The following is a 361-nucleotide window of genomic DNA, read 5'->3' as shown; positions in this document are numbered from 1 at the left end:
ATGACAGCAGTATTATTTTTCGCATCGATTCTCGTCCCTATTATTACAGCCTTGGTAGAAGTAATTAAAAAAGCAACCAATATTCCAGTGAACTTCGTTTCTGTGCTGGCGCTGATCGTCGGTTTAATTATCGGCTTCGCGGCAGAACCATTCACAGATCTTGATTACGTAAACCGTCTTTGGGCAGGGGGACTTGCCGGTCTTGCCAGCGTCGGTCTCTTTGAAGTTGTGAAGCAGCGCGAAACCCTCAAGAAAGAGGGTGAGTAATAATGCCGAAAATCGTCATATTTGCTGGCCATGACCACGATACATGGGAAAAAACCGGAGGCAAGGGCGTCCGGACTGATTTAGAAGCAGATGG

Annotated in this window: 1 protein-coding gene; it reads left to right on the top strand. The window is 46.8% G+C overall.

The annotated features are described in order from the left end of the window. Positions 1-267 (top strand): holin (locus R0J87_RS18920; protein ID WP_498888152.1); only part of this gene is annotated, 267 nt, incomplete at its 5' end. Positions 268-361 lie beyond the last annotated feature (94 nt).

The organism is Halomonas sp. SIMBA_159, assembly GCF_046536035.1.
Taxonomy (GTDB): Bacteria; Pseudomonadota; Gammaproteobacteria; order Pseudomonadales; family Halomonadaceae; genus Vreelandella; species Vreelandella venusta_A.
Note: the sequence above shows the minus strand (reverse complement) of the source record. Positions and strands in the feature narration are given on the sequence as shown.